This is a genomic window from Burkholderia sp. Ap-955 (assembly GCF_011753045.1).
Classification (GTDB): Bacteria; Pseudomonadota; Gammaproteobacteria; order Burkholderiales; family Burkholderiaceae; genus Burkholderia; species Burkholderia lata_D.
The window spans coordinates 26,224-52,865 of the sequence record NZ_VWWH01000003.1 but is presented as its reverse complement, the minus strand read 5'-3'; the positions used below and the strand labels follow the sequence as shown (position 1 = coordinate 52,865).

The 26,642-nt window shown below is 68.7% G+C and carries 26 protein-coding genes; 3 read left to right on the top strand and 23 right to left on the bottom strand.

Features of this window, described 5'->3' with window-relative positions; translation table 11 throughout:
• Nucleotides 1-12 precede the first annotated feature (12 nt).
• Nucleotides 13-1,044, top strand: a complete 1,032-nt coding sequence (gene dmpG, locus F3J15_RS02465; protein WP_059240447.1) for a 4-hydroxy-2-oxovalerate aldolase — start codon at nucleotides 13-15, stop codon at nucleotides 1,042-1,044.
• A gap of 223 nt (nucleotides 1,045-1,267) precedes the next feature.
• Here the strand turns inward: dmpG and F3J15_RS02460 are convergent, their stop codons facing one another.
• The 3 genes from F3J15_RS02460 to F3J15_RS02450 form a co-directional block, all read right to left on the bottom strand.
• Nucleotides 1,268-1,516, bottom strand: a complete 249-nt coding sequence (locus F3J15_RS02460) for a hypothetical protein (protein WP_166887323.1) — start codon at nucleotides 1,514-1,516, stop codon at nucleotides 1,268-1,270.
• Complete coding sequence (locus F3J15_RS02455) at nucleotides 1,513-2,760, bottom strand: alkaline phosphatase family protein (protein ID WP_166887319.1); 1,248 nt, start codon at nucleotides 2,758-2,760, stop codon at nucleotides 1,513-1,515. Before F3J15_RS02455 ends, F3J15_RS02460 begins: the two co-directional genes overlap by 4 nt.
• A gap of 169 nt (nucleotides 2,761-2,929) precedes the next feature.
• Nucleotides 2,930-3,829 carry an AraC family transcriptional regulator gene (locus tag F3J15_RS02450; RefSeq protein WP_166887316.1) on the bottom strand — a complete coding sequence of 300 codons (900 nt, stop codon included), beginning with the start codon at nucleotides 3,827-3,829 and terminating at the stop codon, nucleotides 2,930-2,932.
• Nucleotides 3,830-3,995: 166 nt separating this feature from the next.
• On the opposite strand from F3J15_RS02450, the gene F3J15_RS02445 reads away from it, so the two are divergent.
• Together F3J15_RS02445 and F3J15_RS02440 are read left to right on the top strand one after the other, a co-directional pair.
• Nucleotides 3,996-4,775, top strand: coding sequence for an SDR family oxidoreductase (locus tag F3J15_RS02445; protein ID WP_166887313.1), 780 nt, complete (start codon nucleotides 3,996-3,998; stop codon nucleotides 4,773-4,775).
• Nucleotides 4,776-4,889: 114 nt separating this feature from the next.
• On the top strand, nucleotides 4,890-5,687 hold the full coding sequence (locus F3J15_RS02440; RefSeq protein ID WP_166887310.1) for an alpha/beta hydrolase: 798 nt from the start codon (nucleotides 4,890-4,892) through the stop codon (nucleotides 5,685-5,687).
• 176 nt (nucleotides 5,688-5,863) lie between these two features.
• Here the strand turns inward: F3J15_RS02440 and infA are convergent, their stop codons facing one another.
• The 20 genes from infA to F3J15_RS02340 form a co-directional block, all read right to left on the bottom strand.
• Entirely contained in the window at nucleotides 5,864-6,127 is a 264-nt protein-coding gene (infA, locus tag F3J15_RS02435) for a translation initiation factor IF-1 (protein WP_006483034.1), read from the bottom strand.
• 469 nt (nucleotides 6,128-6,596) lie between these two features.
• Nucleotides 6,597-6,800 (bottom strand): cold-shock protein, encoded by a 204-nt coding sequence (locus F3J15_RS02430; RefSeq protein ID WP_006483056.1) that lies wholly within the window; start codon nucleotides 6,798-6,800, stop codon nucleotides 6,597-6,599.
• Nucleotides 6,801-7,088: 288 nt separating this feature from the next.
• Nucleotides 7,089-8,168, bottom strand: a complete 1,080-nt coding sequence (locus tag F3J15_RS02425; RefSeq protein WP_166887305.1) for a Rieske 2Fe-2S domain-containing protein — start codon at nucleotides 8,166-8,168, stop codon at nucleotides 7,089-7,091.
• A 68-nt stretch (nucleotides 8,169-8,236) separates the two neighbouring features.
• Entirely contained in the window at nucleotides 8,237-10,696 is a 2,460-nt protein-coding gene (locus tag F3J15_RS02420; RefSeq protein ID WP_166887302.1) for an MMPL family transporter, read from the bottom strand.
• 55 nt (nucleotides 10,697-10,751) lie between these two features.
• Entirely contained in the window at nucleotides 10,752-11,723 is a 972-nt protein-coding gene (locus F3J15_RS02415) for a sialidase (RefSeq protein WP_069251690.1), read from the bottom strand.
• 150 nt (nucleotides 11,724-11,873) lie between these two features.
• Nucleotides 11,874-13,079, bottom strand: coding sequence for an acetyl-CoA C-acyltransferase (locus tag F3J15_RS02410; RefSeq protein WP_166887299.1), 1,206 nt, complete (start codon nucleotides 13,077-13,079; stop codon nucleotides 11,874-11,876).
• An 11-nt stretch (nucleotides 13,080-13,090) separates the two neighbouring features.
• Nucleotides 13,091-13,576 (bottom strand): MaoC family dehydratase, encoded by a 486-nt coding sequence (locus F3J15_RS02405; RefSeq protein ID WP_089485683.1) that lies wholly within the window; start codon nucleotides 13,574-13,576, stop codon nucleotides 13,091-13,093.
• On the bottom strand, nucleotides 13,576-14,376 hold the full coding sequence (locus F3J15_RS02400; RefSeq protein WP_166887296.1) for an SDR family oxidoreductase: 801 nt from the start codon (nucleotides 14,374-14,376) through the stop codon (nucleotides 13,576-13,578). Before F3J15_RS02400 ends, F3J15_RS02405 begins: the two co-directional genes overlap by 1 nt.
• Nucleotides 14,373-15,575 (bottom strand): acyl-CoA dehydrogenase family protein, encoded by a 1,203-nt coding sequence (locus tag F3J15_RS02395; protein ID WP_166887293.1) that lies wholly within the window; start codon nucleotides 15,573-15,575, stop codon nucleotides 14,373-14,375. Before F3J15_RS02395 ends, F3J15_RS02400 begins: the two co-directional genes overlap by 4 nt.
• Nucleotides 15,572-16,810 (bottom strand): acyl-CoA dehydrogenase family protein, encoded by a 1,239-nt coding sequence (locus tag F3J15_RS02390; RefSeq protein WP_166887290.1) that lies wholly within the window; start codon nucleotides 16,808-16,810, stop codon nucleotides 15,572-15,574. The genes F3J15_RS02395 and F3J15_RS02390 overlap by 4 nt, the downstream gene beginning before the upstream one ends.
• A 3-nt stretch (nucleotides 16,811-16,813) precedes the next feature.
• The gene (locus F3J15_RS02385) at nucleotides 16,814-17,692 is read right to left on the bottom strand and encodes an SDR family oxidoreductase (RefSeq protein ID WP_166887287.1); all 879 of its coding nucleotides are present in this window, start codon (nucleotides 17,690-17,692) and stop codon (nucleotides 16,814-16,816) included.
• 33 nt (nucleotides 17,693-17,725) lie between these two features.
• Nucleotides 17,726-18,877 carry an acetyl-CoA C-acetyltransferase gene (locus F3J15_RS02380; protein ID WP_166887285.1) on the bottom strand — a complete coding sequence of 384 codons (1,152 nt, stop codon included), beginning with the start codon at nucleotides 18,875-18,877 and terminating at the stop codon, nucleotides 17,726-17,728.
• On the bottom strand, nucleotides 18,877-19,944 hold the full coding sequence (locus F3J15_RS02375; protein WP_166887282.1) for an acyl-CoA dehydrogenase family protein: 1,068 nt from the start codon (nucleotides 19,942-19,944) through the stop codon (nucleotides 18,877-18,879). Before F3J15_RS02375 ends, F3J15_RS02380 begins: the two co-directional genes overlap by 1 nt.
• 35 nt (nucleotides 19,945-19,979) lie before the next feature.
• Nucleotides 19,980-21,149 carry an acyl-CoA dehydrogenase family protein gene (locus F3J15_RS02370; protein ID WP_166887279.1) on the bottom strand — a complete coding sequence of 390 codons (1,170 nt, stop codon included), beginning with the start codon at nucleotides 21,147-21,149 and terminating at the stop codon, nucleotides 19,980-19,982.
• Nucleotides 21,146-21,955 carry an enoyl-CoA hydratase family protein gene (locus tag F3J15_RS02365; RefSeq protein WP_166887276.1) on the bottom strand — a complete coding sequence of 270 codons (810 nt, stop codon included), beginning with the start codon at nucleotides 21,953-21,955 and terminating at the stop codon, nucleotides 21,146-21,148. Before F3J15_RS02365 ends, F3J15_RS02370 begins: the two co-directional genes overlap by 4 nt.
• Nucleotides 21,956-21,979: 24 nt before the next feature.
• Complete coding sequence (locus F3J15_RS02360; protein WP_166887273.1) at nucleotides 21,980-23,068, bottom strand: nitronate monooxygenase; 1,089 nt, start codon at nucleotides 23,066-23,068, stop codon at nucleotides 21,980-21,982.
• Nucleotides 23,065-23,991, bottom strand: a complete 927-nt coding sequence (locus F3J15_RS02355; protein WP_011355038.1) for an enoyl-CoA hydratase — start codon at nucleotides 23,989-23,991, stop codon at nucleotides 23,065-23,067. Before F3J15_RS02355 ends, F3J15_RS02360 begins: the two co-directional genes overlap by 4 nt.
• An 8-nt stretch (nucleotides 23,992-23,999) precedes the next feature.
• Complete coding sequence (locus F3J15_RS02350; protein ID WP_166887270.1) at nucleotides 24,000-24,797, bottom strand: ketoacid CoA transferase; 798 nt, start codon at nucleotides 24,795-24,797, stop codon at nucleotides 24,000-24,002.
• A gap of 10 nt (nucleotides 24,798-24,807) precedes the next feature.
• Nucleotides 24,808-25,701, bottom strand: coding sequence for a CoA transferase subunit A (locus F3J15_RS02345; protein ID WP_166887266.1), 894 nt, complete (start codon nucleotides 25,699-25,701; stop codon nucleotides 24,808-24,810).
• Nucleotides 25,702-25,710: 9 nt separating this feature from the next.
• Nucleotides 25,711-26,607 (bottom strand): VOC family protein, encoded by an 897-nt coding sequence (locus F3J15_RS02340; protein ID WP_166887263.1) that lies wholly within the window; start codon nucleotides 26,605-26,607, stop codon nucleotides 25,711-25,713.
• Nucleotides 26,608-26,642 lie beyond the last annotated feature (35 nt).

Sequence of the window (26,642 nt, the reverse complement as noted above, 5' to 3'; positions counted from 1 at the left end):
AGGAGCCACGCGATGTCACTTGCAGGCAAGAAGATCACCGTCCACGACATGTCGCTGCGCGACGGGATGCACCCGAAGCGCCACCAGATCACGCTCGACCAGATGCGCAACATCGCGCGCGGACTCGACGCGGCCGGCGTGCCGCTGATCGAGGTCACGCACGGCGACGGGCTCGGCGGCGCGTCGGTCAACTACGGTTTTCCCGCGCATACCGATGAGGCGTACTTGAGCGCCGTGATTCCGGAGCTGAAGCAGGCGAAGGTGTCGGCGCTGCTGCTGCCGGGTATCGGCACCGTCGAGCATCTGCGCATGGCGCACGAACTCGGCGTCGGCACGATCCGCGTCGCGACGCACTGCACCGAGGCGGACGTGTCGGAGCAGCACATCGGCCTCGCGCGCACGCTCGGACTCGATACGGTCGGCTTTTTGATGATGGCGCACATGTCGTCGCCGGAGCAGCTCGTCGTGCAGGCGAAGCTGATGGAGTCGTATGGCGCGAACTGCATCTACATCACCGATTCGGCCGGCCACATGCTGCCCGACGACGTGACCGCGCGGATCAGCCAGGTGCGCGACGCGCTGAAGCCGGAGACCGAACTCGGCTTCCACGGCCACCACAACCTCGCGATGGGCGTCGCGAACTCGGTCGCGGCGGTTGCCGCCGGCGCGAACCGGATCGATGCGGCCGCGGCCGGCCTCGGCGCCGGCGCGGGCAACACGCCGATGGAAGTGTTCGTCGCGGTGTGCGACCGGATGGGGATCGAGACGGGTGTCGACGTGTTCGCGATCTCGGACGTCGCCGAGGATCTCGTCGTGCCGATCATGGACGCGCCGATCCGCCTCGACCGCGATGCGCTGACGCTCGGCTATGCGGGCGTCTACTCGTCGTTCCTGCTGTTCGCGAAGCGCGCGGAAGCGAAGTACGGGATTCCGGCGCGCGACATCCTCGTCGAGCTGGGCCGGCAGCGGCTCGTCGGCGGGCAGGAAGACATGATCGAGGACGCGGCGCTGACGATGGTGCGGGCGCGGGAGGTGGCGGCGTAATCGACGGCCGCGACCGTATCGGGCGCCATCGCCCGATACGGCGGCAGTCGAGCGGAACGAGGCGCGATGCGCCCCGTTTCTTTTCATGCTCGCATCCGGTTGTTACACCAGCGGCATCCCGAATGCTCGTTGCAGCACGCTGACGGGTGGCTCGCGGGCGTGGCGATATCGTCGGTGAATGCCCGCCTCGGGCAATGTAACGGCCGCCCCTTACCGCCCTCCGTCAGCGATGCTTCCCGCCGTGCCGCTTGCGCCGATGCGCTTCACGCGCCTGCAACAGCGACGGCATCAGTTCCTCGATGTATTGCCGCGCCTGCCCGCGCGTCACGATCTCGCTGAAGCGCTGATGGGCCTTGTCATGGCCGACCAGCGCCGCATGCGCTTTCTTCAGGATGTGCAGATAGGCAATCAGGCTCGTGCCGTCGCGCACGGGCAGCGCATCGCGCGGGTCGGGGGCCGGTGTCGTACTCATGATCCGATCCTTTGTGGGCAGTCGGTGCGACACGTCGGGGAAACCAGCGCCAGCAGGTCGTTCGCGAGGCGGTCGCGGTCCGTCAGCGGCGCGAGGCCGAACAGCCGCTCGAGCGTCGCGGCGACCGACGCATGATCGTACGGCGTATGGTCGACCTGCCCGGCCGCGACCCACGGTGAAATCACGATCGCCGGCACCCGCACGCCGTACACGTCGAACCCGAAGCCGCTCGCGTTCAGCGTCGCCGCCGCGCCATCGTTCGGCGGCGGCGCGGCGCCCGGCCTGACCGAATCGTAGAAGCCGCCGTGCTCGTCGTAACAGATCACGAGCAGGCTGCTGTTCCACACCGGCGAATTGCGGATCGCGTTGTACACCCGCGCGACAAGCTGGTCGCCGCCGGCCAGACCATCCATCGGGTGCTGCGAGCTGCCGTTCTGATAGGTGCCGTGCACGATGTCGCCGTAACCGGGCTCGATGAACGTGTAGCGCGCCGTATAGCCGGCCGCGAGATCGGCCTCGAAATGCGCGAGGTCGTCGATGTCGAAGAAGCTGATGCCCTTCAGCGACGCGACCTGCGGCACGTGGCCGAGCGGGTCGCCCGTCTGGTCCTGATAGATGCGCCAGTTGCCGTCGCCGAGCGCGGCAAAGATCGACCCCTTCGGATACGGAAAGCCGTCGAACGCATCCCATCCGGCCATTTCCTCCTTGGTCGGCGAATGGTCGAGCCCGGCCGACGACGCGCCGTGCAGGAAAAAGCGGTTCGGCCAGGTCGGCCCCGGCATCGACGCATGCCACGCGTCGCACAGCACGAACGCGTTCGCGAGCGCGGACAGCGACGGCGCCTGCGTCGCGATATCGACGCCCTGCATGATCTTGCCGGCATCGGCCGGCTGCGGCGGTGTGCCTTCGGAATGCGAGGTCGCGTAGTTCGACACGAACCCGGTGTTGCCGACCGGCGGATACGGCTGCCCTTTCACGAACGGCACGCCCGCGCCGCACAGCTGTTCGAGCACGTCCTTGAATTCGTGGCACGGATCGGTCGGCATCCGGTCGGGCGCGCCGCCGCCGAACGGATAGACCGCATCACCGTACGCGTTGCTGTTGCCCGGCGACGCGGCAACGATGTCGGGATAGCCCGACAGCGCGAACAGGTGATCGAAGGAACGGTTCTCGAGCATCAGCACGAACACGTGCTGGATGCGGTCCTGAACCGAAGGGGATGCGGGGGCTGCGTCTGCACTCATGGCGCCTCCTGGCGTCGCGCGACGAAAGTCCTGCTGGCACGGTCGTTGGCCCGCTGAAAGCTGCTGAAGGGATTGAAAGCCACGGCGCGGGCCGCGAATTGTCGACGAGTGTACGACCGCGCCGGCCCGCGCGTAAAGCCGCACGCGAACCGTGTTGAGGCGTGCGCGTTCAACTGTCTGCGGAAGCGGTTTTCAGCGTGACGACATCGCGCCGCGGCGGCGCACCGAACATCCGCGCGTATTCGCGGCTAAACTGCGACGCGCTTTCGTAGCCGACGCGATACGCGGCCGTTTCCGCGTTCGCCGCGCCCGTCACCATCAGGTGCCGCGCTTCCAGCAAACGCAACTGCTTCTGGTACTGCAGCGGCGTCATCGACGTGAGCGCCTTGAATTGCCGGTGAAACGCCGACGGGCTCATCTGCGCGACGGCGGCGAGATCCTCGACGCGGATCGCCTCGGCAAACTGGTCGCGCAGCGCATGGATCGCCGCGACGACGCGTTGCGCATGGCCGTTGGCGAACACGACGCGCGACACTTCGCCGCCGTGCGGCCCCGCGAGCAGCCAATAGCAGATCTCCCGCTTAACGAGCGGCGCGACGACCGGAATCGCGGCCGGCGTATCGAGCAGCCGCATCATCCGCAGCACGCAATCGGCGAGCGGCCCGCCGAAATCGCTCACGCACACGCCATGGCCGATCGCGCCAGGCGGGTGCGGTGGCGGCGTGTCGAGTCGTTCGAGTACTTCGCGCATCATCACGAGATCGAATTCGAGCACCAGGCCGAGGAACGGTTCGGTCTCGCTCGCCTTGACGATCCGGCTCGTCGCCGGCATCTCGACGCTGACGACCAGCGCGCGGCCAGGCCCGTAGTCGTAGCGCCGTCCGCCGAACGTCGTCCACTTCGCGCCCTGCACGACGACGCACAGCGCCGGTTTCATGATCAGCGGCGCGGGCAGCTTCTCGCGATTGGAACGCAGCAGGATCAGCCCGTCGATCGCCGTCGCGAACGGGCTCTCTTCGCCCGGCGCATCCGTCAGGCGCGCGACACGTTCGACCAGTTCGTCCGACATGCAGCCCCCTCCGTATTCCGATGTCCGGATGGTACACGCGGTGCCACGCTCCCCGGGGCGGTCGGGCAGGATCAGGCAAGAACGCGGCCGGTTCCGGCATTCAGCCGCGGCGGCCGCCACCGTACGCTGGGCGCTGTTCGTCACCGACTTCGATCAGGAGCCCAGCATGACCGCAGCACAATCCACGCCTTCCACCCCGAAAATCGCCGTCGTCACCGGCGGCAGCCGCGGGCTTGGCCGCAATACGGTGCTCCATCTCGCGCAGCGCGGCGTGCGCGCGATCTTCACCTATCACTCGAATCGCACCGAGGCCGATCACGTCGTCGCGCTGGCCGCCGACGCCGGACAAGCGGCGATCGCGCTGCCGCTCGATACGGGCGACAGCGCGACGTTCGCCCGCTTTGCCGACCAACTCCGCGAAGCCCTGGCCAGCTGGGGCGCCGACCGTTTCGATTTCCTCGTCAACAATGCAGGCACGTCGCATCACGCGCCAATCGCCGAGACGACCGAAGCCGATCTCGACGCGCTCTATCGCGTGCACTTCAAGGGCGTGTTCTTCCTTACGCAGACGCTGCTGCCGCTGATCCGCGACGGCGGCCGCATCGTGAACGTGTCGTCGGGCCTCACGCGCGTCGCCGTGCCGGGCAGCGCGGCGTACGGGTCGATGAAGGGGGCGGTCGAGGTGCTGACGCGCTATCTGGCCCAGGAGCTCGGCCCGCGCCGCATCGCGGTGAACGTCGTCGCGCCGGGCGCGGTGGCGACCGACTTCAGCGGCGGGATGGTGCGCGACAACCCCGAGGTCAACCGGCGCGTCGCGGAATGGACGGCGCTCGGCCGCGTGGGCCAGCCCGACGACATCGGGCCGATGATTGCGTCACTGCTGTCGGACGACAATCGCTGGGTCAATGCGCAGCGCATCGAGGTGTCGGGCGGGATGGCGCTCTGAGCGTTGACTTTCGCCGATCGGCCCGATACGATCGGCGCACTTTCAAGACGCCCTCTCGGTCCGCCGGGAGGGCGTTTCGTTTTGGTTCCGCCAACCAAAAGGAAACCCCTTGAAATGAACCGTATCGACACCCTCGCCTCCGGCCCGACCAGCGGCCTCGGCTACCTGCGGCACGGCACCGGCCCCGAATGCGTGATGGTCCTGCACGACTGGCTCGGCGACCACACGAACTACGCGGCGCTGCTGCCGTATCTCGACGAAGCGGCGTTCACGTACGTGTTCGTCGACCTGCGCGGCTACGGCAAATCGATCCACCTGACCGGCGCCTGCACCGTCGACGAAATCTCGGCCGATTGCCTGGCGCTCGCGGATCGTCTCGGCTGGCAGCGCTTTCACGTGATCGGCCATTCGATGACCGGCATGGCGACACAACGGCTCGCCGCCGATGCGCCGTCACGCATCAGGAGCGCGATCGCCGTGTGCCCGGTGTCGGCGGCCGGCAATCGCCTGAACGACGACGCGCGCGCGTTCTTCGCGAGCACGACCGTCAACGACGATGCGTTTCGCCGGCTCGTGCGATTCGTGACGGGGGGATTGTCGGCGCGCTGGGCCGACGTGAAACTGCGGCAGAACCGCGCGCGCGTGGCGCCGGATTGCCGGCTCGCGTATCTCGACATGCTGACCGGCACGGATTTCGTCGACGACATCCGCGGGCTCGATACCCGCTTCCTGGTGATCGTCGGCGACAAGGATCCGGGGCTCGACGCAGCGGCGATGCAGGCGACGTTCCTGGCGTGGCATCCGAACGCGCGGCTCGTGACGATACCGAATTGCGGGCATTACCCGATGCAGGAATGTCCGCCGTATTTCGCGATGATCGTCGAGGATTTCCTGCGGGACGCGGCCGCCTGAGCGTTGCGCACGCGCGGCGGCCGGTGAAGGCGGTGTTGGCCGCCACGGCATGACGATGCCGCCGGCGACCGGTGAACGGCACGCGATGTGTCGTTCACCCGGTTTGTCCGGCCTCGTCGGCCGGACGGGATTCGATCGGCAAGGCGGTGCGGCATGCCCGCGCCGATCGTTGCCGCTTAACGGCGCGGCTGGCCGCTGCGCGGCGGACGCGGCGAATTCGCGTCCTTGTGACGGAAGTTGATACGACCCTTGGTGAGGTCATAGACCGACAGTTCCAGCGTCACGCGGTCGCCCGCGAGAATGCGGATGTGGTTCTTGCGCATGCGGCCCGACGCGTACGCGCCGACCACGACGCCGTTTTCCAGCGTGACACGGTATTTGCTGTCCGGCAGCACTTCGTCGACGATTCCGTCCAGTTCCAGCAGTTCTTCTTTTGCCAAACCAATTCCTCCAGACAAGGTAATTGACCGCGGCCGCGGCGATCTGCCCGGCGCCGTGCCCCTTAACGGGACGGCGGCCGGCAGGCTGCCGGGGATCGGTTCGTTCAGACGGGCCAGGGGCCTGTCTTGCGATCGGAGCCCGGCGCGTTGCGGCGTTCAGGCGGTCGGTGGCGGCGGCGCATGAAGCGCCGCGCAAGTCGGGACCGCGCCTGCTACGGCATGGCGGCGGTCTGCTCAGGTTGATGCGTTGAAGCGGTGATGCGCTCGCGAAGCGACCGGCGCTTCACGAAGGCGTTGCGTCGCACGCGGGTCACGCATGCGATGAGGGAGGCGTCACGACCGATGCATCGTGAATGTCGCGATGCATCGGTCGTGCGCATCGGAATCGCGCCGGCTGCCGCCAAGGCGGCGCCCTGCGCGCAAATCCATCCGGCAGCGGCCACCGTGTGGCGGCCGTTGCCGATGCGGCTTACTGCGGCGTGATGTTCGACGCTTGCAGACCCTTCGGGCCGCGCTTCACTTCGAAGCTGACCTTCTGGCCTTCGGCCAGGGTCTTGAAGCCCGTGCCGCGAATTTCCGAGAAATGGGCGAACAGATCGTCGCCGCCGTTGTCCGGGGAAATGAAACCAAAGCCCTTGGTTTCGTTGAACCACTTGACGGTACCGGTATCCACAAATACTTCCTTAATACAAATGACGAATAATTGAACATGCGCCCGCGACGGGCACATAAAGAATCAAAAGAGGGAGAGACCAACGACCGCCGCACGGAGTGCGGCCAATGATGAGCAATCGAACTTCTTGAACACTTCGGTCATGGACACTACGCGCTAGTGGCCGTTTCGTCAAGTGTTTTTGATGCGGCGCACAAGCCCCCCGCCGCGTGCGCCTTACGCAGCGGGGGTTGCCGGCCGACGGCACGCATTTCGATGCGCCCCCTTTTTCGGCCGGCCCGCCGGTTTTTACTGCGCCTCGAACACGTGATGCAGCGCCGGCGGCGCGTCGCCTTCGCGAATCCGCATTTCGAATGCCTTACGCGCGACGCTCGTCGGCCGCACGTCCGCCACGTCCAGGTAAAACTGTGAATACCAGTCGCGCATCTGGTACAGCGGCCCGTCGCCTTCGCACAGCAGCGGGTTGTCGATCCGCGTCTTGCTGTGCCAGATGTCGACGTCCTCGTAGAACGCGCGCTGCGCTTCCTTCACGTACGCGTTCGCGATCTCCATGTTCTGCGCGTCGGTCAGCCCGGCCACTTTCTTCACGATCACGCCGTAACGCAGCTCGAAGCTGTTCATGTCGATCGGCACGTGGCAGTTCAGCAGCACCGAATGGATCGGCTGCCCGCCGCTCTGCCCCGTCATCCGCGTGATGTGCACGGCCGGCCCGAAATACGTCGACAGCGCGGTCAGGGCATCGCCGCCGAGCTTCTCGCTGCGGCCGACCATCAGCTGGGTCGCCTTGTGATCCTCGAACAGGTTCGCGAAATAGTCGATCGGCGCACGGTGCACGGTGGCGAAGTGCGCGACGTCCGAGATGTTGTCGACCAGCTCGCGGCAATTCGCCTGGATCACCATCTTGTCGACGACCCAGTCCGACCATTCGTCGGAGAAGCACACGTCGAGGCGCGGAATCGCGACTTCCGGCGGCGGCGCGTTGCCTTCCGGGTCGTTCCATACGAACAGCAGGTTGTTTTCCTCGCAGGTCGGCCATGCGCCGATGCGCGCCTTCGGCGGGATCCGCTTGCAGTACGGGATCGATGCGCACTGCCCTTCGCCGCTCCACGCCCAGCCGTGGAACGGGCATACGAGATTGTCGCCCTGCACCGTGCCGAGGCTCAGGTCGGCGCCCATGTGCGGGCAGTACGCGTCGACGACGTTGATCTTGCCGGTCGAATCGGCGAACGCGGCGAGCTTGCGGCCGAACGCGTTCAGCGTGTGCGGCTTGCCGTCCTTGAAATCGCGGGCGAGCCCGAGGCAGTGCCAGCCGCGCGCATAGCGCTGCGCGAGCGGCTGGGCTTCGATCTTGTAGGGGCGTGCGGACATGTGGGTTGACTCCTCTTGTGGAGAACGCGCGGCGGCCGGCCGCGCGCGGGGGAAATGGAGGGCGCCGGTCAGCGCATCGGATTGCCGGATTCGAGCGCGGGCGACGGCTTCAGCGGCGCCGGGGCCGCCGGCGGCGGCTGCCTGTGCAGCGCGTGGCGCTCGGCCCGCTCGACGCCGAGCCATGCGGCGAGCGCGGGCAGCAGGAACACCGCGCCGAACAGGTTCACGAGGAACATGAACGCGAGCAGCACGCCCATGTCGACCTGGAACTTCAGCGCGGAGAACGCCCACGTGCCGACGCCGATGAACATCGTGACGGCCGTGAACAGCGCCGCCGTGCCGCGCTGGCGCATCGCGTCGGCGAATGCGTCCGGCAGCGTCGCGCCTTGGCGGATGTCGTGCTGCAGGCGCTCGTACAGGTAGATGCCGTAGTCGACGCCCACGCCCACGCCGAGCGTGATCACCGGCAGCGTCGCGACCTTCAGCCCGATGCCGAGCCGCGCCATCACCGCGTTGCACAGGATCGACACGAGCGTGAGCGGCACGATGATGCACAGCACCGCGCGCCACGAACGGAACGTGACCGCGCAGAGCAGCGCGATCGCGCCGAAAATCGACAGCAGCATCGCGATCTCCGCGTCGCCGACGGCCTCGTTGGTCGCGGCCATCACGCCGACGTTGCCGCCCGCGAGCCGGAACGCGACGTTCGGCGTCGGGTTCTCCGCCGCGAAGCGCTTGATCTCGTCGACGATGTGCGCGATGGTCGTGCCTTCGTGGTTCTTCGTGTAGATCAGTACCTGGATCGCCTTGCAGTTCGCGGTGTTCATCCCGTTGTCGGGGTCGAACGCGTTGGAACCCTGCGTGAGCCCGTCGCTGGAACGCGGCAGCGCGGCCCAGCGCGGGTTGCCCTCGTTGAACGCGGCGATGAACACCTTGCCCTGCGACGACACGCTCGTCACCGACTGCACGCCGGCCACGCCGCGCAGGGTCATCTCGAACTTCTCGATCGCGCTCATCACCGGGTAATGCAGGCACGCATCGTCGAAGCCGGTCGTCTCGACGATCACCGACAGCACGTCCACGCCGATGTTGTACTGGTGCGTGATCGCCGCGTTGTCGAGGTTGTAGCGCGAGTTCGCGCGCAGTTCCGGCGCGCCGGTGCCGATGTCGCCGATCTCCAGCTTGCGCGATTCGAGCGTGCCGTACGCGAGCAGCGCGAGCGCCACCGCGAACACGCCGAGCGCAGGTGCCGGGCGTGCGAATACCGCGAAACGCGACCACATCCGGCTGCCGCCGGCCGCCGCCGTGCGCTGCGCACGCGCCAGCGTGCCGCGCTCGAGGCGCGTGTACGACAGCAGGATCGGCAGGAACACCTTGTTCGTCACGATCATCAGCAGCACGCCGAGGCACGCGGTGATGCCGAGTTCGCGCACGATGTCGATCCTGATCCGCATGATCACCATGAAGCCGAGCGCGTTGGTCAGCAGCGCGACCGTGCCCGGCACGAACAGCTTGCGGAACGCATCGCGCGCGGCATCGACCGACGATGCGCCGCGCACCAGCGCCTGCTTCCACGCGTTGGTCATCTGCACCGCGTGCGACACGCCGATCGAGAAGATCAGGAACGGCACGAGGATCGACATCGGGTCGATGCCGAGGCCGAGCAGCGGCAGCGCGCCGAGCAGCCAGACGACCGGCAGCAGCGCGACGACGAGCGCGAGCACGGTGGTCTTCAATGAGCGTGTGTACGCGAACAGCAGCGCGGCCGTCACGAGGAACGCGAGCGCGAAGAACGCCATCACGCCCGCGATGCCGTTCTCGACGTCGCCCACCAGCTTCGCGAAGCCGATGATGTTCACGTCGATGCCCTGCTTCGCGTACCTCGCGCGGATCTCCTCCAACTGGCGCGCGACCGCGCTGTAGTCGAGCCGCTTGCCGGTGGCCGGGTCGGTCTCGCGCAGCTCCGCGCGGATCAGCGCCGACTTCAGGTCGTTGCCGACGAGGCGGCCGATCTGCCCGGAACGCGCGACGTTGCGGCGCACCTTCGCGAGATCGTCCGGGTTCGCGCTCGAGAACTGGCCCGGCACCACCACGTCGCCGCGAAAGCCGGCCTCGGTCACCTCCGTGTAGTGGACGTTCGGCGTGAACAGCGAGAACACGCGCGAGCGGTTCACGCCGGGGATGAAGAACACGTCGTCGGTCGCATGGCGCAGCGCGTCCATGAACGTCTGGTTGTAGATGTCGCCGTCGCCCTTCCAGCGCAGGCTCACGAGGATCGTGTTCGCGCCGGGGAACGCACCCGCATAGCGCTCGAACACCTGCATGTACGGGTGCTGCATCGGGATCATCTTGTTGAAGCCCGGATCGAGCTTCAGGCGCGTCGCGGACAGCCCGAGCGCGAGCGTCACCGCGACGCACAGCAGCATCAGCAGCTTGCGCCGGCGGATGATCGTGTCGGCGCAGCGCTCGACGAACGCGGCGAGGCGCGACGCGGGGACAGCTTCAGGGGGGCGTGACAGGTCGTTCATGGAATTCTCTTGTCGATGCGAAACGAACGGGAGCAGGCAGCGGGACCGCCGCGCGTCAGGACGGGGTTGACGCAGCCGCGCCGGCGAGCGGCGCGACGCCGGCCTCGCCGCCGAGCAGCAGCGCGCCGTGGCCCATGTCGAGCACGGCCGCGAGGCTCTGCACGCCGCCGAGCTTGCGCACGTCGAAGGTCAGCCCGCCGTCGCGCGACGCGACGATCGCGCCGCCCTGGCCCACCAGCACGAGTTCGCCGTCGGCGAGCTGGGCCGCGCCGAAGTACGACACCGGCACGTGGCTGTCGACATGCGTCCAGGTCGCGCCGCGATCGGTGCTGCGCACCACGTTGCCGCGCATCCCGTACGCGACCCAGTCCCCGTTCGCGAGCATCAGCGCGCCGAACAGCGAACCGGCATAGGGCGACGGCAGCTTGTCCCACGTCGCGCCGTTATCGGTCGAGCGCAGCAGCGTCCCGCTCTCGCCCGCGACCAGCAGGTTGCCGTGGCCGTCGCCGACGATCGCGTTCAGGTGACGATCGCCGGCCGGGGTCTTCACGGCCTGCCAGTTGAGGCCCGCGTCGTCCGAGCGCAGCAGCTGGCCGAAGCTGCCGGCCGCGAACAGCGGGCCGTCGGCCGTGCCCCACACGGACAGCAGCGGATCGGAATGCGCGTGGTCCATGTGCACGTCGCGCCAGTGCAGGCCGGCGTCGTCGCTGCGTACGATCCGGCCGTCGTGGCCGACCGCGATGCCGAGCGTCGGCGTGATGAAGCGCACCTGCGTGAGCGTCGAGGCCTGGTCGGGTGTGGTCGAGGCCGGCCGCCAGTGGGCGCCCGCGTCATCGCTCAGCAGGATCACGCCGCGTTCGCCGACCGCGACGATGCGCGCGCCGGCCCGGGCGAGCCCGTTGATCTGCAGCCGGTCCGCGTGGATCGCGGTGACCGGGAACGCCGGCAGCGGGCGCGGCGAAAACGCGAACAGCGCGGCGCCGAGCACCAGCGCCGACATCGCGAGTCCGGGCAAAGTTCGTTTCATCGCTTGTCTCCTGTGTCTGCGTGCGACGACGGTTCGCGCCATCGCGCCCACCGCCGTCGCCTGCAAGTCTCCGGGCCGTCGGTCGTTGCCGCGGCCTCGCATGGTCCTGAATGGCGGGCCGCCTGAGCGGCGCGGCCCGTCAGCGCGCCGCTACGCGCCGACTTCGAACAGCGCGGCGGCGCCCATCCCGCCGCCGATGCACATCGTCACGACCGCGTGCCGCACGCCGCGCCGAGCGCCTTCGAGCAGCGCGTGCATCGTCATCCGCGTACCCGACATCCCGAACGGATGGCCGAGCGCGATCGCGCCACCGTCGACGTTCAATCGGTCGTCGGGAATGCCGAGCGTGTCGCGGCAGTACAGCGCCTGGCACGCGAATGCCTCGTTCAGCTCCCACAGCCCGATGTCGCCGACGGTCATCCCGAAGCGCGCCAGCAGCTTCGGAATCGCGAACACCGGGCCGATACCCATCTCGTCGGGCTCGCAGCCGGCCACCGCGAGGCCGCGGAATACGCCGAGCGGCGTCAGCCCGCGGCGCACCGCCTCGCTGCGCGACATCACGACCACAGCCGCCGCGCCGTCCGACAGCTGCGACGCATTGCCGGCCGTCACGAACGCGCCCTGCTCGACGACCTTGCCGCCGCTCCACGACGGCTTCAGCCCCGCGAGCCGCTCGGCCGTCGTGTCGGCGCGCACGCCTTCGTCGCGCGCGGCGTTCACGTCCTCGTAACCGGCCGGGTTGCCTTCCTTGTCGAACAGCGCGCGCCGCACGTCGAGCGGCGCGATTTCCGCGTCGAAGCGGCCGGCCGCCTGGGCGTCGGCCGTGCGCTGGTGGCTCTGCAGTGCGAATTCATCCTGTGCGGCACGCGAGATCCCGTAGCGGCGCGACACGATCTCGGCCGTTTCCATCATCGCCATGTACGCAGCCGGCTGGTGGTCGAGCACGGCTTGCGAGCGCGCGCGATATGCGTTCTTGTGCTTGTTCTGCGTGAGCGAGATCGACTCGACGCCACCCGCGACAACGATCCGTGCGTCGCCCGCAGCGATGCTGCGCGCGGCGCTCGCGATCGACATCAGGCCCGACGAGCACATGCGGTCGATCGCCATGCCGGGCACCGACGCCGGCAGCCCCGCCGCCGCGGCCGACAGGCGGCCGATGTTGTAGCCCTGCGTGCCCTGCTGCGCGGCGCAGCCGATCAGCACGTCGTCGACGTCGGCCGGCGCGACGCCCGCGCGCTCGAGTGCGGTGCGCACGACGTGGCCGCCCAGCGCAGGAGCCTCGGTGTCGTTGAACATGCCGCGAAACGCCTTGCCGATCGGCGTGCGTGCAACGGAAACGATGACTGCGTCTTCCATGTCTCTGCTCTCTAGAAGTAGTAACGGCTGATCGTGTCGGCCACACAACCGGGCTTCGCTTCGCCCTCGATCTCGACGGTCACGCGAATCCATGCCTGCACGCCGCCTTCGAGCGGCTCGACGCGCAGCAGCTCGCCAACGCCGCGCACGCGCGCGCCGACCTTCACCGGCGCCGGGAAACGGATCCTGTCGCAGCCGTAGTTGACGCCGAGCCGCGCGCCGTCGATCCGCACGATCTGCGGCAGGAAGCAATTGACGAGCGACAGCGTCAGGTACCCGTGCGCGATGCACGCGCCGAACGGGCCGTCCTTCGCGCGCACCGGGTCGACGTGCACCCACTGGTGGTCGCCCGTCGCATCGGCGAAGCCGTCGATGCGGATCTGGTCGATCGCGAGCCATGCGCTCGCGCCGAGCGTGTCGCCGACGGCCGCTGCCAGTTCGCCGGGATGCGCGAACACGCGGGGCGTCGCGCGCACGGGGTCGAGGGTCGTGCTCATCATGCGTGCTGGCTGCTGACCGACAGCACTTCGCCGGTCATGTACGACGCGTAATCGCTTGCAAGGAACACCATCACGTTCGCGACCTCCCAGACTTCGGCGGCGCGCCCGAAGGCTTCGCGCGACGCCAGTTGATTCAGCAGGTCGGCCCGGGCCGACTTCTTCAGAAAATCGTGCATTGCGATGCTCGGTGCGACCGCGTTGATGCGCACGCCGTACGGCGACGCCTCGAGCGCCGCGCAGCGCGTGAGCGCCATCACGCCCGCCTTCGCGGCCGCGTAGTGCGCCTGTTCCGCCTGCGCGCGCCAGCCGAGCACCGACGCGTTGTTGACGATCGCGCCGCGGCCTCGGGCCTGCATGTGCGGCAGCATCGCGCGCGTCATCCGGAACGTCCCGGTCAGGCTAATGTCGATCACGCGCGACCATTCGGCATCGTCCATATCGACGATGCGGGTCGACCCGCCGAGCCCGGCGTTGTTGATCAGCACGTCGACGCCGTCGAGCTTGTCCCGTGCTTCGGCGACCAGTGCCTGCACGTCGGCTTCCACCGCGACGTTGCACAGGCGGCCGTAGACCTGTTGCAGCCCCGTTTCCGCGCGCAGCGTCTCGACCGCCTGTTCGAGGCGCTTTTCGTGGATGTCGGAGATGAACAGCGCGCGGCAGCCCTCCTCCGCGCAACGGCGCGCGGCCGCGAAGCCGATGCCGGCGCCGGCAGCCGCCGTGATCAGCAACGATTTGCCGGCGAGCAGCTGGTGGCCCGGCACGTAGGCCGGCGCTTTCTGGATCTGGGGTTCGGTCATGCTGTTCCTCTGGCTTCCCTGGGCATGCCGAGCCCGCGCTCGGCCATGATGTTGAGCTGGATTTCGTTGGTGCCCGCGTAGATCGTGTCCGCACGGGAGAACAGGAATACGCGCTGCAGATGGGTGAGCTTTTCGTCGGCCGGATCAATCACGTTCGCGCGCGGGCCCAGTGCATCCATCGCAAGCTGGCCGAGGTCGCGGTGCCAGTTCGACCAGAAATACTTGTAGATCAGCGCCTCGCGACGCAGCGGCGTGCCGGCGCCGGCATCGGTGTCGTCCGCGCCGGACAGCATCCGCAGCGCGTTGTAGCGCATCACGCGCAGCCCGGCCCACGCGCGGCCGATCCGCTGGCGCAGCACCGGGTCGCGGTCCGCGCCCGATTCGCGCGCGGCGTCGATCACCCATTCGAGTTCGCGGACGAACTGCATCTGCTGGCCGAGCGTCGACATCCCGCGCTCGAAGCCGAGCAGCGTCATCGCGATCCGCCAGCCGTCGCCGGGTGCGCCGACGAGGTCGCGGGCTTGAGCGCGCGCGCCGTCGAAGAACACTTCGTTGAATTCCGCGCCGCCGTTGAGCTGCTTGATCGGCCGGATCTCCATGCCCGGCTGGTCGAGCGGCATCAGCAGGAACGACAACCCCTTGTTGCCCTTCGACGCGGGATCGGTGCGCGCCAGCACGAAGATCCAGTCGGAATCGTGCGCGAGCGACGTCCAGACCTTCTGACCGAATACACGCCACGTGCCGTCCGCATCCTGTTCGGCACGCGTGCGCACGTTGGCGAGATCGGAACCCGCGCCCGGTTCCGAATAGCCCTGGCACCAGAACTGCGTGCCGGCCAGGATGCCCGGCAGGAAACGCGCACGCTGGTCGTCGGTGCCGCACGCGACGAGCGTCGGTCCGAGCAGCCCTTCGCCGATGTGCCCCATCCGCCCGGGGCCGCCCGCGCGGGCATATTCCTCGTGGAAGATCACCTGCTCGGCGACCGAGAAGCCGCGCCCGCCGGCCTCGGTCGGCCAGCCGAGCCCGGTCCAGCCGCCCTTCGCCAGTTCCTGTTCCCACGCCTTGCGCAGTTCGGGCCACGCTTCCTCGTCGCCGGGGCCGCCGCGGTATTTCAAGCATGCGAAGTCGCCGGTCAGGTGCGACTGCACCCAGTCGGCCACTTCGTGCCGCAATTGCTGTTCGCGCGTTTCGCTGTTCATTGAAGTGCTCCTGCGCGGGCGGCCGACGGCCGGGATGCCACCGCGGCGGCGGGTGCGAACGCTTCATCGCGATGCGATGCGCCGCCGTCGATCGCGTGGGACGCGATCCATTCGAGCAGTTGCGGCGTGCTGCCGAACTGCGCACCCGACGCCTGTGCGCGCTTGAAATAGAGATGCGGGTCGTATTCCCACGTGAAGCCGACGCCGCCGTGCAGCTGGATCGCTTCCTGTGCGCAGAACGCATACGCGTCGTTCGCAGCGGATTTCGCGGTGGCGATGTCGGCGCGCAATGCGTCGCTCGGTTGCGTGCTGCCGGTTTCGGCATCCCACGCATGTGCAGCCCCGAGCACAGCCGAGCGCGCCGACTCGATCAGCACCATCATCTGCGCGCAGCGGTGCTTGACCGCCTGGAACGACGCAATCGCACGGCCGAACTGCACGCGCTGGCTCGTGTAGTCGAGCGTCAGGTCGAGACATTGCTGGGCGCCGCCGAGCTGTTCGGCGGCGAGCGCGAGTGCCGCGAACCAGGCGGTGCGTTCCAGCAATTGCGCTGCCGCCGTGCCGCATGCGAGCAGCGCGTCGCGGCTCATGCGGGCTTCGTCGAATACCACGCGCGCAATCGGCCGTGTTGCGTCGAGCGTGTCGAGCGGCGTGACTTTGAGCCCCGATGCCGTTGCGACCTCGATTGCGAACAGGCCGATCGACTGCCCTTCGTTCGCGATCCGCGCAGGCACCAGCAGCAGGTCGGCGCGCGCACCGTCGATCACCTGTTCGAGCGTGCCCGACAGCGCGTAGCCCGCCGCCGTTTCTTCCGCGACGACCGGCAGCGACCGCGAAACGGCCGGCAATTCGAACGGCAGCGCCAGCGTCGCGCTGCACGCGCCTTCTGCGATCCGTGCAAGCCAGTCTTTCGCCAGCGGCGTCTCGGCACAGCCCGCGAGCGCGGTCGCCGCGAGGCACGCCGTTGAAAAATACGGCACGCACGCAATGCGCCGGCCGAGCTGTTCCATCAGTACAGTCTGCTCGACCGCACCGAGCCCCAGCCCGCCGGCCACCTCGGGGAGCGCGAGCGCATTCCAGCCGAGTTCGCCGGACAGCGCGGCCCACAGCGCATCGTCGCGGCCGGCCGACTGCTCGAGCGCGCGGCGCACGTCGGCGGACGCGCTGCGTTCGGCCAGCACGTCGGCCGCCGCGTCGCGGATCATCGCCTGTTCGTCGGTGAGCGCCAGATCCATCGGTCAGCTCCCGTACACGCGCTGCGCGGGACGTGCAGCGGCGAGCAGCTGTGCCACCGCCGGGCCGACCTCGGCCGCTTCCCAGCGCGCGCCGCGATCGACGCTCGGGCCGGTACGCCAGCCTTCCGCGACCGCGATCATCCCGCCCGCGACCTCGAACACCTGGCCCGTCACGTCGGCCGACAGCGCGCTGCCGAGCCACACGACCAGCGGCGCGACGTTGGCCGGATCGAAATAGTCGAAGCCGCCGTCCTCAGGCTTCTTCATCATGTCGGCGAACACGCCTTCGGTCATCGACGTGCGCGCGGCCGGTGCCAGTGCGTTCACGCGCACGCCGTAGCGCTGCAGCTCGACCGCCTGCATCAGCGTGAGTGCGGCGATCCCGGCCTTCGCCGCGCCGTAGTTCGACTGGCCGATGGAACCTTGAAGCCCGGCGCCCGAACTCGTGTTGACGATCCGCGCATCGACCGGGTTGCCGGCCTTCGCCGCGTCGCGCCACACGCGCGCCAGCACGCTCGACAGGCAGAAGTGGCCGCGCAGGTGCACGCGCATCACGTCGTCCCAGTCGGTTTCGGTCATGCTCGTGAACATCTTGTCGCGGCAGATGCCCGCGTTGTTGACGAGCACGTGCACGTCGCCGAATGCTTCGCGTGCCGCGTCGACAATCCGCTGTGCGGTGTCGACCCGCGTGATGTCGTCCGCATTCGCGAGCGCTCGCCCGCCGCGACGTGCAATCTCGTCGACGACGGCCTGCGCGGCATCGTGCCGGATGTCGTTGACGACGACCGACGCGCCTTCGGCCGCGAACGCGAGCGCGTATTCGCGCCCGAGCCCGCCGCCCGCGCCGGTGATGATGACGGTGCGTCCGTTACAGATTCCCATGCTTGTGCCTCGTGGATCGTGAAGGTGACGCGCTCACAGGCGCTCGATGATCGTGACATTCGCGAGACCGCCGCCTTCGCACATCGTCTGCAGCCCGTAGCGGCCGCCCGTGCGTTCCAGTTCGTGCAGCAGCGTCGTCATCAGCCGTGCGCCGGTCGCGCCGAGCGGATGGCCAAGCGCGATGCCGCCGCCGTTCGGGTTGGTCTTTTCGTGCGGGAACCGCGTGTCGGCGAGCCATGCCTGCGCGACCGATGCGAATGCCTCGTTCATCTCGACGACGTCGATCTGCGACCAGTCGAGGCCTGCCTTCTTCAGCGCAGCCTTCGTCGCCGGAATCGGCGCGGTGAGCATCCACAGCGGATCGTCGCCGAGCACGCTCAGGTGATGGATGCGTGCGCGCGGCGTGAGGTTGTAGCGCTTCAACGCATCCTCCGACACGATCAGCAGCGCGGCGGCCGCATCGCAGGTCTGGCTCGCGACGGCAGCCGTCAGCGAGCCGCCCGGCGTCAGCGGTTCGAGCGTCGCCATCTTCTCCAGCGACGTGTCGGGGCGCGGCGTTTCGTCGTGCATCACGCCTTCGAGCGGCACGATTTCCCGCTTGAAATGCCCGGCTTCGATCGCCGCGATCGCGCGGCGGTGGCTTTCGAACGCGTAGCGCTCCATCGCGTCCCGCGACAGGTTCCAGTGATCGGCGATCCGCTGTGCGGCGACGAACTGCGACACCGGCGCATCGCCGAAGCGCGCGCGCCAGCCGGTGCTGCCCGAGAACGGGTCGTTGAAGCCGAGCGGCGCGGCGCAGGTCATCGCGGACGAGATCGGGATCTGCGTCATCGTCTGCACGCCGCCGGCCACCACTACGTCCTGCACGCCGCTCATCACCGCCTGCGCGGCGAAGTGCACGGCCTGCTGCGACGAGCCGCACTGGCGATCGACCGTCACACCCGGCACCTGCAGCGGCAGCCCGGCCGCGAGCCAGCAGGTGCGCGCGATGTTGCCCGCGAGCGGGCCGATCGTGTCGACGCAGCCGAACACCACGTCGTCGTATTCATCGGCGGGAATCGCGTTGCGCTCGACCAGCGTCTTCAGCACGAAGCCGCCGAGGTCCGCCGCATGCACGTGCGCGAGCCCGCCCTTGCGGCGGCCGGTCGGCGTGCGCAACGCGTCGACGATATAGGCTTGTTTCATCAGTTCAATTCCTCAAGGTCGAAGGTCTGCGCGGGGCCGATCGGCAACGCGTCGCCGAGGATCGCGTCGGCCACGCGGGCCTTGTGGAACGCGCTGTCGCCCCAGCTGCCGGAAAGCGCCCAGATGCGTTTCATGAAGATCTGCAGGTCGAGCTCCCACGTGTAGCCGATCGCGCCGTGCACCTGCATCGAGTGGCGTGCGGCGAGCTGCGCAGCCGACGTCGCCGCGAGCTTCGCGTGCGACACGAATACCGCGCGCTGCGGGTGATCGTCGGCGATCGCCTGCGCGGCGCGTGCCACCACCGGCCGTGCGAACTCGTAGCGGATCGCGACATCGGCGAGCAGGTGCTTGAGCGCCTGGTACGAACCGATCGCCTTGCCGAACTGCTTGCGCTGCGCGCTGTAGTCGATCGCGACGTCGAGCACGCGCTGCGTGAGGCCGAGCAGTTGCGCGGCGACCGCGAACGCGCCGTGGTCGAGCGCGCGATTCAGCAGCGGCGCGGCCGCGTCGGCGCTCGCAATGCACGTGGCCGCCGACGGTTCCCAGTCGAGCGTGAACAGCCGCCGCGACGGGTCGACGCTGTCGATCGCGCGCCACGCGCACTGCGCGGGATCGACGCGGTGCAGCTCGCCGCGGTGCTCGCACAGCAGCGTCTGCGCGACGTGCACGTCGGCCGCATACGGGTTCACCGGATGCACGAGCGCGACGCGCGCACGCCCTTCGGCGATGTCGCGCAGCAGCGCGTCGCGCCAGTCGCTCGCCGGCAGCCGCGCCAGCACGCCGGCCGACACGAGCGCCGTGTCGAGCAACGGTTCGGGGCTGCCGAAATAGCCGTAGGCCTGCGCGAGCAGCGCCCATTCCGCTTCGGTCAGGCCGAGGCCGCCGTGCGCCTCGGGCACCGACACGGCGGTCAGCCCCTGCGACGCGAACAGCGCCCACAGGTCGTCCGAACGCCCGGTCGGCGTGGCCCACAGCTCGCGGATCAGCTCGGGCGTCATCTCGGTCATCAGCAGGCGCTTCACGCTGTCCGCGAGCGCTTCCTGGTCTTCATCGAATACGAAATCCATACGATGTCCGTTCTGTAAGAGTGGCGCCGGCACGCTTACGCGCGCGGCATGCCGAGCATCCGTTCGGCGACGATGTTGCGCTGGATCTCGTTGGTGCCCGCGTAGATCGTGCCGGCCTGCGCGAACAGGAAGCCGTCGAGCCAGTGGCCGAGCGTCGCGTGCTGCGCGGCCGTCTGCGGGACGACCTCGCCGTGCGCGCCGAGGATGTCGAGCGCGGTCTGGTGCATGCGCAAATCGAGTTCCGACCAGAACACCTTGTTGGTGCTCGACTCCGCGCCGATATGGCCGCCCTTCAGCAGCCGGCTCGCGGTCGCGTAGGTCGACAGCGCATAGGCCTGCGCATCCATCCACGCCTGCACCACGCGCTCGCGCAGCGTCGGATCGCGGTCGGCGCTGTCACGGTGCGCGAGATACAGGTCGCGCAGCGCCCGTGCAGTGCGCTGAAACCGTGCCGGCGAACGCAGCATCAGCCCGCGCTCGAACCCGGCCGTCGCCATCGCGACCTGCCAGCCCGCGCCTTCGGCCGCGAGCCGGTTCTCGACCGGCACGCGCACGTCGTCGAAGAAGATTTCCGCGAAACCCGTCTGCCCGTTCAGCTGGCGGATCGGCCGCACCGTGATGCCCGGCGCGGACAACGGCACCATCAGGAACGTGAGCCCGTGGTGGCGCGACGATTCGGGATCGCTGCGGAAGAGGCCAAACAGCCAGTCGGCCCATACCGCGCGCGTCGACCAGATCTTCTGGCCGTTCAGCACGTATTCGTCGCCGATGCGGGCGGCCGTCGTGCGGATCGCGGCCATGTCCGAGCCCGCGTTCGGCTCCGACCAGCCCTGCGCCCACACGTGCTCGCCGGCCGCCATCGCGGGCAGGAAGCGCGCCTTCTGCTCCGCCGTGCCGAAATCCATCAGCGTCGGGCCGAGCAGGAAGATGCCGTTCTGGTTCACGCGCATCGGCGCGTCGGCACGCCAGTACTCTTCCTCGAAGATCAACCACTCGATCAGGTCGCAGCCGCGCCCGCCGAGTTCGCGCGGCCACGTGACCATGCTCCAGCGGCCCGAGTGCAGCGTGCGCTCCCATTCGCGGTGCGCGGCGAAGCCTTCCTCGGTGTCGAAGCTCGGCAGCCGCTCGCGCGGGACGTGCGCGGCGAGCCATTCGCGGATCTCCGCGCGGAACGCCTGCTGCTGCGGCGTATAGGTCAGGTTCATGCGCGTGCCTCCTCGGCGGTTGCCTGCGCGTCGAAACGCGCATCGCGCTTCTCGACGAACGCGGCGCGCGCTTCCGTCGAGTCGTTCGTCATGTATGCCTGCAGCGTGAAGCCCTGCTCCCAGCGGTACTTGCCCTCGAGATCGCCATCCTCGACGCCGTTCAGCGCCTCCTTCGCGAGCCGCACCATCGCCGGGCTCTTCTCCGCGATCTTGCGGGCGATCGTGAGCGCCGCGTCGCGCAGCGTGTCGCGCGTCACGACCTGCTCGACCGCGCCGAGCCGGTACGCTTCGGCCGCATCGATCATGTCGCCGGTGAAGTACATCGCGCGCACCTTCTGCACGCCGAACAGCCGCTGCAGATGCGCGCCGCCGCCCATCGCGCCGCGGTCGATCTCGGGCACGCCGAAGCGCGCGCAATCGGCCGCGACGACGATGTCCGCCGCGCCGCAGATGCCGATCCCGCCGCCGAGCACGAAGCCGTGCACGGCCGCGATCACCGGCTTCGGGTTGCGGTGCACCGCACGGAACGTCTCGTAGTTGCCTGCATTGACCGCCACGATCCGCTCCGGATGCGCGGCCAGTTCCTTGATGTCGACGCCCGCGCAGAAGCCGCGCCCTTCTCCGCGCACGACGATCACACGCACGTCGTCGTCCTCGCCGAGCGCGTCGAGCGCACGCGAGAGCGCATGCCAGCCCTGCGCGTCGAGCGCGTTCACGGGCGGATGGGCGATCACCAGTTCGGCAATGCCGTCGGCGCGATCGATCCGGAACGGCATCGCGCCGGCCGGTTGGTTGGATGCTGTCATCTCCAAAGCCTCCCTGTTATGTTTTCACGCAGCCTGTGCGGCCGGCGCGCCGCGCAGCGCAGCCAGTGCGTCGAGCCGCTCGCCGGCTTCCGCGACGATCCGTGCGATCAACGCGTCGCACGATTCGATCGCGCCGATCATCGCGGCCGCCTGGCCGCTCGGCAGCACGCCTTCATCCGGGCGGCCCTCGACGATCGCGCGCTGGATCAGGAACGGCGCGTTCGCGGCCATCAGCGTCTGGCTCGCGGTGTAGTCCTGCGAGCACAGCGCCTTGAGCGCGAGGCCGAGCATGTCGCCCGTGCTCAGCCCGTTCTGGCGTCGCCACGCTTCGGCGGTCTTCAGTGCGAACCACGTGCGGCGCAGCGGACCGAAGCGCTCGAGCTTCAGCAGATACGGGTTGTCGATCATTCGTTGCGGCAGCCCGTCGAGCGCGTCCGATACGCGGATGCGCGCCGGGTCGCCGACCGCGACGTAGCGCTCGAGCGTCTCGCGCGGCACCGGCGATTCGGCGCTCATCAGGAAGCGCGTGCCCATCGCGATGCCGGCCGCGCCATACGCGAGCGCGGCAGCCAGCCCGCGCCCGTCGAAGAAGCCGCCGGCCGCGACCACCGGCACGCGCACCGCGTCGAGCACCTTCGGCAACAACAGCGTGGTCGGCACCGAGCCCGTGTGGCCGCCGCCTTCCGCGCCCTGCACCGTCACGATGTCCGCGCCGAGTTCGACGGCTTTCGCCGCATGCTTCGGCGCGCCGACGGTCGGCATGCAGACGATGCCGGCATCCTTGAAGCGGCGGATCGTCTTCGCATCGGGCCCCCGGCCGTAGCTCACCGCGCGCAGCCGGTGCTTGATCGCCAGTTCGACGACCTGCTGCGCGTTCTTCTGGAACATGTGGAAGTTGATGCCGAACGGCTGGTCCGTCAGCGACTTCACTTTCAGGATCTCGGCCTCGACCTGCTCGGGTTCGAGCGTCGCACCGGCCAGGAAGCCGAAGCCGCCTGCGTTGCCGGTGGCCGCGACGAGCCGTGCATCGGCCACCCAGCCCATCGCGGTCTGCACGATCGGGTAACGGCAGCCGAGCAGGTCGCACAAGGGCGTATGCAGCGTCGTGCTCATGCGGCGGCTCCGTTGACGGCAACCGGTGCCGGCGCCTGCGCGTCGCTGCGGTCCGCGCCGTTCGGCTGGCGCTGCGAGCTGGCCATGCTGCGCGCGTCGTAGCCGCCGAGGCGGTCGCCGCTCACCAGCTCGTTGTGCGCATGCGCGAAGTGATGCCACGCGAACGCCGCATCCATCGCCGCGCGCTTGCCCTGCAGCTCCTCGACGTGGTTCAGCGCCTGCTTGGTCAGCGTGAGCCCGAGGCGCGGCATCGTCGCGATCTTCGCGGCGATCGCATAGGTCGCATCGCGCAGCCGCTCGCGCGGCACCACACGGTTGACCATCCCCATCTGGTACGCGCGCTCGGCCGGCATCCGCTCGCCGAGGAACAGGAATTCCTTCGCGATGCGCGGGTTCAGCTCGTATGCATGCGCGAAGTATTCGACGCCCGGAATCCCCATCCGCACGACCGGATCGGCGAAGAACGCATCCTCGGACGCGACGATCAGGTCGCACACCCACGCGAGCATCAGGCCGCCCGCGATGCACGCGCCCTGCACCATCGCGATCGTCGGCTTCGGCAGGTCGCGCCAGCGCCGGCACATGCCGAGGTACACCTCCTGCTCGCGCGCATAGAGGAATTCGCCGCCTTCCTTGTCGACGTGGTCGTACCACAGCGATGCGCGGTCGAACGACTCGTGGATATCGCGGCCCGGCGTTCCGATGTCGTGGCCCGCCGAGAAATGCTTGCCGGCGCCCGCGAGCACGATCGCCTTCACCGCGTCGTCGTGCGCCGCGCGCCGGAACGCCGCGTCGAGCGCATACGTCATCTTCGAGTTCTGCGCGTTGTGATACTCCGGGCGGTTCATCGTGATCGTCGCGATGCCATCCTCGACGGCATAGTCGACGACACCGTCGCCGAAGGTCACCTGGGTCGCTTCCATGTCGGACCTCATCCCCGGCGCGGCGCCGGATTGTTGCGCACGATCGTCGCGCGCAGGTTCTGCGGATCGAGCGCACGGACGATGCGCAGGTCTTCCGCGTTCGGCGGGGCCGTCGTGCCGAGGTCGGGTGCCGCGACCAGCGGGAAGCCCGTCGCGTCCTGCACCTCGTCGAAGCTCACGCCCGGATGCAGCGAACGCACGCGGATCGCATGGTCCGGCCCGCCGAAATCCATCACGCACAGGTCGGTGACGATGCTGCGCAGGTCGACGAAGGTCTTCATGCCAGGCAGCCGGCGCGCCGGGTTGTAGCCGACCGTGCACACCATGTCGACTTCGCTCTCGACGAACGTGCGCTTGCCGTGGCCGCTGACGAAGAACGAGTTCGCGTGGTTCGTCGTGTTGCCGGGGAAGCCGCGCGCGCCGAGCAGCTGGGTTTTCGGGCGCGCATGGTCGTCGCCGAGCCACGAGATGTTGGCCTGGCCGAAACGGTCGATCTGCGTCGGCATCACGAGCGCATGGCGGCGGCCGTGCCACAGGCAGTCGAACACACGCTCGTAGGTCATCCAGCCGCTCGCCTTCACGCGATAGCCGTCGGGGCGGGGCCCAAGCGGCACCGGCTCCTCGACGAGATACGCTTCGCCGTCGGTCAGCATCAGCCCGTTGTTGTACGCGAGCCGCGCGAGGCCGGCCGCGAGCCGCGGGCCCGTGCCGATTCCGGTCGCCAGCACTTCGCCGTCGTCGCGCCAGAGTCGCGCGGACGCGACGATCATCAGTTCCGCGAGGGAATGGTCGAGAGATTCGCTCACAGGCGCTCCTTTACAGAATCGGCAACGGCAGCGTCGTCACGTGCGACAGGCCGCCGACGCCTTCGAGGTACTGGCGTTCGTCCTGGCCGACCACGTCGCGCAGGTACGCCGTCGTTTTCGCGTCGTCTTCCGCGCTGGCGCAGTACGCGCGCAGGTGCGGCAGGTCCCAGCCGTAGGCCGGCCCGCATGACGTCGGGTGCGCGCCGCCCGGCGCATGCACGACGCCGGTGACGAGCGAGCGCTCGAACGGGTTGCGTTTGGCGGCGTCGAGGTCTTCGCTCGCGAGCGATGCGTCGACCGCTTCCGCCGACACGTAGCAACGCTGTGCTGCGCGCGCCATCCACGCATCGAAGAACGGATCGGGGCCGTCGATGCGCGTGTTGCCCATCCGGTCGGCCGCGTTCACGTGCAGCAGCGCGACGTCGAGTTCGATCGCGGGCATCGCGAGCAGCGTCTCGCCGTCGTCATACGGCGATTGCACCGTGCGCAGTTGCGGCGCGTGATCGAGCAGCGCGGTGCCGAGCCCGGCGCGGGTCGGCAGGAACGGCAAGCGCGCGGCGGCCGCGCGCAGGCCGAGCTGCAGCATCCCTTCGTCGAGTTCGAGCACGTCGACGCGGCCCTGCTCGCGGGCCCGACGGAAATGCGGTTCGAGCGGAATCACGTCGAGCGACACGAAGCCGAACACCACCTTGCGCACCTTGTCCGCAGCGCACAGCAGGCCGACATCGGCGCCGCCGTACGCGACGATCGTCAGGTCCTTCAGGTTCGAGCGCGCGATTTCGCGCACCAGCGCCATCGGCTTGCGCCGCGGCCCCCATCCGCCGATGCCGATCGTCATGCCGTCGGCGAGTTGCGCGACCACGTCGCGCGCGGACATCGTCTTGTCGAGAGGTTTCATCGTCATCGTGCTGGCTTACCGGTATCCGATGCTGAAATCGTGGCCCCACTGGCTCACCTTCGTGGCCTCGAACACCGCATGCTTCGACCAGTCGACCGTGAGGCCGCCGAAGCCGTATTCGAGATCGAAGCCGCCGGGGGTCTTCATGTAGAAAGAGATCATCTGGTCGTTGCAGTGCCGGCCGAGCGTCGCGGACAGCTTCACGTCGTGCGCGGCCACGCGGTCGAGCGCGCGGCCCACTTCGTCCATCGAGTCGACTTCCGCCATCACGTGCACGCAGCCCGACGGCACGGCCATCTCGAACAGCGCGAGGCTGTGATGGCGCGCGTTGCGGCAGTGCATGAAGTGGATGCGTTTCTCGGGTTCCGCCGGATCGGGCGTGAACTTCACGCGATAGATGTCGGACAGCTCGAAGCCGAGCACGCCGCGCACGAATGCGTCGGTCGCGTCGAACTGCGGCGCGGGTAGCACCGCGTGGCCGAGCCCCATGTCGCCGGTGACGAAATGCGAGACGCCCAGCGGCGACACGAAGCGGCGGAAGTCGCAGCGTGCGCCCCAGTACAGCTCGTGGCGGTTGCCGGACGGGTCGGTGCACCATGCCATCGCCTGCACGCGGCGCAGCGCGGCCTCGTCGCGGGTCGCGCGCACCGGCTCGACGCCCGCACGCTGCAGTGCCGCCAGCGCGGCGTCGAACGCGGCGCCGTCGGGCAACTCCCAGCCCGACGCGAAATAGCGGTCGGTCGAGCCGGGAACGATCACGTAGCGGAAATCGCGCTCGTCCATCTTCAGGTACAGCGCGCCGTCGGGCGCGTCGAGCGCCTGCATGCCCAGCACGTCTTCCGCGTAGCGGCGCCACGCATCGACGCGCGTCGCCTCGACGACGACATAGCCAAGCGCACGGACATCGATCATGTCGGCCTCCTCCTGGTTCAGAATCCGTTGTTCGT

Bases quoted from the DNA above. Each gene is read 5' to 3' on its own strand.
- dmpG (WP_059240447.1), top strand. From the start codon at position 13: ATGTCACTTGCAGGCAAGAAGATCACCGTCCACGACATGTCGCTGCGC.
- F3J15_RS02460 (WP_166887323.1), bottom strand. From the start codon at position 1,516: ATGAGTACGACACCGGCCCCCGACCCGCGCGATGCGCTGCCCGTGCGC.
- F3J15_RS02455 (WP_166887319.1), bottom strand. From the start codon at position 2,760: ATGAGTGCAGACGCAGCCCCCGCATCCCCTTCGGTTCAGGACCGCATC.
- F3J15_RS02450 (WP_166887316.1), bottom strand. From the start codon at position 3,829: ATGTCGGACGAACTGGTCGAACGTGTCGCGCGCCTGACGGATGCGCCG.
- F3J15_RS02445 (WP_166887313.1), top strand. From the start codon at position 3,996: ATGACCGCAGCACAATCCACGCCTTCCACCCCGAAAATCGCCGTCGTC.
- F3J15_RS02440 (WP_166887310.1), top strand. From the start codon at position 4,890: ATGAACCGTATCGACACCCTCGCCTCCGGCCCGACCAGCGGCCTCGGC.
- F3J15_RS02425 (WP_166887305.1), bottom strand. From the start codon at position 8,168: ATGTCCGCACGCCCCTACAAGATCGAAGCCCAGCCGCTCGCGCAGCGC.
- F3J15_RS02420 (WP_166887302.1), bottom strand. From the start codon at position 10,696: ATGAACGACCTGTCACGCCCCCCTGAAGCTGTCCCCGCGTCGCGCCTC.
- F3J15_RS02415 (WP_069251690.1), bottom strand. From the start codon at position 11,723: ATGAAACGAACTTTGCCCGGACTCGCGATGTCGGCGCTGGTGCTCGGC.
- F3J15_RS02410 (WP_166887299.1), bottom strand. From the start codon at position 13,079: ATGGAAGACGCAGTCATCGTTTCCGTTGCACGCACGCCGATCGGCAAG.
- F3J15_RS02405 (WP_089485683.1), bottom strand. From the start codon at position 13,576: ATGAGCACGACCCTCGACCCCGTGCGCGCGACGCCCCGCGTGTTCGCG.
- F3J15_RS02400 (WP_166887296.1), bottom strand. From the start codon at position 14,376: ATGACCGAACCCCAGATCCAGAAAGCGCCGGCCTACGTGCCGGGCCAC.
- F3J15_RS02395 (WP_166887293.1), bottom strand. From the start codon at position 15,575: ATGAACAGCGAAACGCGCGAACAGCAATTGCGGCACGAAGTGGCCGAC.
- F3J15_RS02390 (WP_166887290.1), bottom strand. From the start codon at position 16,810: ATGGATCTGGCGCTCACCGACGAACAGGCGATGATCCGCGACGCGGCG.
- F3J15_RS02385 (WP_166887287.1), bottom strand. From the start codon at position 17,692: ATGGGAATCTGTAACGGACGCACCGTCATCATCACCGGCGCGGGCGGC.
- F3J15_RS02380 (WP_166887285.1), bottom strand. From the start codon at position 18,877: ATGAAACAAGCCTATATCGTCGACGCGTTGCGCACGCCGACCGGCCGC.
- F3J15_RS02375 (WP_166887282.1), bottom strand. From the start codon at position 19,944: ATGGATTTCGTATTCGATGAAGACCAGGAAGCGCTCGCGGACAGCGTG.
- F3J15_RS02370 (WP_166887279.1), bottom strand. From the start codon at position 21,149: ATGAACCTGACCTATACGCCGCAGCAGCAGGCGTTCCGCGCGGAGATC.
- F3J15_RS02365 (WP_166887276.1), bottom strand. From the start codon at position 21,955: ATGACAGCATCCAACCAACCGGCCGGCGCGATGCCGTTCCGGATCGAT.
- F3J15_RS02360 (WP_166887273.1), bottom strand. From the start codon at position 23,068: ATGAGCACGACGCTGCATACGCCCTTGTGCGACCTGCTCGGCTGCCGT.
- F3J15_RS02355 (WP_011355038.1), bottom strand. From the start codon at position 23,991: ATGGAAGCGACCCAGGTGACCTTCGGCGACGGTGTCGTCGACTATGCC.
- F3J15_RS02345 (WP_166887266.1), bottom strand. From the start codon at position 25,701: ATGACGATGAAACCTCTCGACAAGACGATGTCCGCGCGCGACGTGGTC.
- F3J15_RS02340 (WP_166887263.1), bottom strand. From the start codon at position 26,607: ATGATCGATGTCCGTGCGCTTGGCTATGTCGTCGTCGAGGCGACGCGC.